This is a genomic window from Pseudomonas sp. HMWF021, from assembly GCF_003061005.1.
Lineage (GTDB): Bacteria > Pseudomonadota > Gammaproteobacteria > Pseudomonadales > Pseudomonadaceae > Aquipseudomonas.
This window is the reverse complement of sequence record NZ_QAIK01000041.1, coordinates 139,041-140,968: the sequence shown is the minus strand read 5'-3', so window position 1 is coordinate 140,968 and position 1,928 is coordinate 139,041. Positions and strand designations below refer to the sequence as shown.

Below are 1,928 nucleotides of genomic sequence, written 5' to 3'. Positions count from 1 at the left end.
CCGCCATCCATGTTGGGTGTCAGCGCCAGCACGCCGTCATCGAGGTTGCGCAGCGTTGCGCTGTCGTTGCCGTCGCCCATCAGAATCGCCGAGCGGATGATTCCGCCGCCGTCCCACAGCAGCGTGTCGTCACCGACACTGGCGCGGATCTCGCCGACGATTTCGCCGCCGGTCACGGTGATGCTGTCATTGCCGCCACTGACACTGATGTTGCCGCCGATGCGTCCGCCGGAAACGATGATGGTATCGGTGCCGAACCCGGTGACCAGATTTCCGAGAATCTGCCCGCCAGACAGGTCGAAAATATTGTTGTCGAGCTTCATGTCGACCCGGCCGATGGTGCCGCCGGTCATGCGCGCGACATCGCCGTCTTCGAAGGCGCCGACGATGGTGCCGCCAGTCATCAGGAAGGTATCGCGGCCATCGCCCTGCGCCAGCGAGCCGATCGCGCCTGCGCTCATGACGAAATCGTCAATGCCGGCGCCCTGGTTGACCGCGCCGGTGATGGTTCCGGAATTGATCACGACCCGGTCAGTGCCAGCACCAAAGCTTACGTTGCCGTTGATCACGCCGCTGCCGTTGGCGGGCAAGGTCAGGCTGTTGTTGCCCGCAAGATCGGTCAGCGAACCGCTGGAGCCACTGTCACAGGTGAAGGTGTCGTTACCGGGGCCCGGCACCAGCGAACAGGCAGCGGAGGCGGGTGAACTGGCGAGCAGTAGCGAGGCAGGCAAGAACAGTGTCTGCGGCAGTGTCCGCAGGTATCTGGAGTAGCGCGTCATGGCGATTCCCTACGGCCAAATTCGGGAGATCATCCTTGTGCGAGCACAGGATCCGCCTCGCGAAGCTACTGAGGCGCTACATGAGATCCATGCTCTAACGAATTGAATGCGCTAATCCTTGAGCTGATTTAGGTGTAGAGGGATTTGACCTTTGTTCAAGTGCGCCTGACTAACGGTCATGTCAGAACCGCGATTACAGATGCACTTCCACCGCCAGCGGCAAGTGATCCGACAGGTGCGTCCATGGCTTGTTGCCGAGGATTTGCGGGTCGTGGCTGCTGGCGTTGCGCAGGTAAATGCGGTCCAGGCGCAGCAACGGAAAACGCGCCGGGTAGGTCTTGGCCGGGCGGCCGTGGTGGCGTTCGAAGGCTTCGTGCAGGTAATCGCGGCGGGCCAGCGCCTGGTTGCCCTGAAGCTGCCAGTCATTGAAGTCACCGGCGATGATCACCGGTGCATCGTCGGGCAACGATTCGAGCAACTGGCAGAGCAGCTGCAACTGCAATTGGCGGTGGCTTTCCAGCAGACTCAGGTGCACGCAGATCGCGTGGACTTCGGCGTGCCCCGGTACGTCCAGCACACAGTGCAGCAGGCCGCGGCGCTCGGGACCGGTGATCGATACGTCGAGGTTGCGGTATTCGCGGATCGGGTACTTCGACAGCAGGGCATTGCCGTGGTGGCCATCGGGATAGACGGCGTTGCGCCCATAGGCGAAATCGCTCCACATGCTGTCGGCGAGAAATTCGTATTGCGAGGTTTGTGGCCATTCGTTGTAGCGGTTCGAGTGTCGCTCGTGTTCACCCACCACTTCTTGCAGAAACACCAGATCGGCCGAAGTGCTACGCACCGCTTCACGCAGTTCCGGCAGGATGAACCGCCGGTTGAAGGCGGTGAATCCCTTGTGGGTATTGACCGTCAGCACGCGCAGGCGATGGATGACGGGGGCGTCGACGACGTGGCGCTTGGGATCGCTGGACACGTTCACTCCTCTGAAAAAAACGGCTTCCTTTTCATGCGACTGGCCTGTGAGCGGCCAGTTCCTTTCAGATGCTTGGTGTCATGTGTACAGATCCGGCCGTAGCCCAAAACTGCGGGACGAAAAACTGTGGGAGCGGGCTTGCCCGCGAAGAGGCAGGCACATTCAACATCACT

Annotated in this window: 1 protein-coding gene and 1 pseudogene; both read right to left on the bottom strand. The window is 61.1% G+C overall.

Features of this window, described 5'->3' with window-relative positions; translation table 11 throughout:
* Positions 1-779: pseudogene (locus DBR18_RS28795) on the bottom strand (autotransporter outer membrane beta-barrel domain-containing protein); the annotation flags it as partial.
* Between the two features lie 193 nt (positions 780-972).
* Positions 973-1,755, bottom strand: coding sequence for an endonuclease/exonuclease/phosphatase family protein (locus DBR18_RS05485; protein ID WP_108589555.1), 783 nt, complete (start codon positions 1,753-1,755; stop codon positions 973-975).
* Positions 1,756-1,928: the final 173 nt, after the last annotated feature.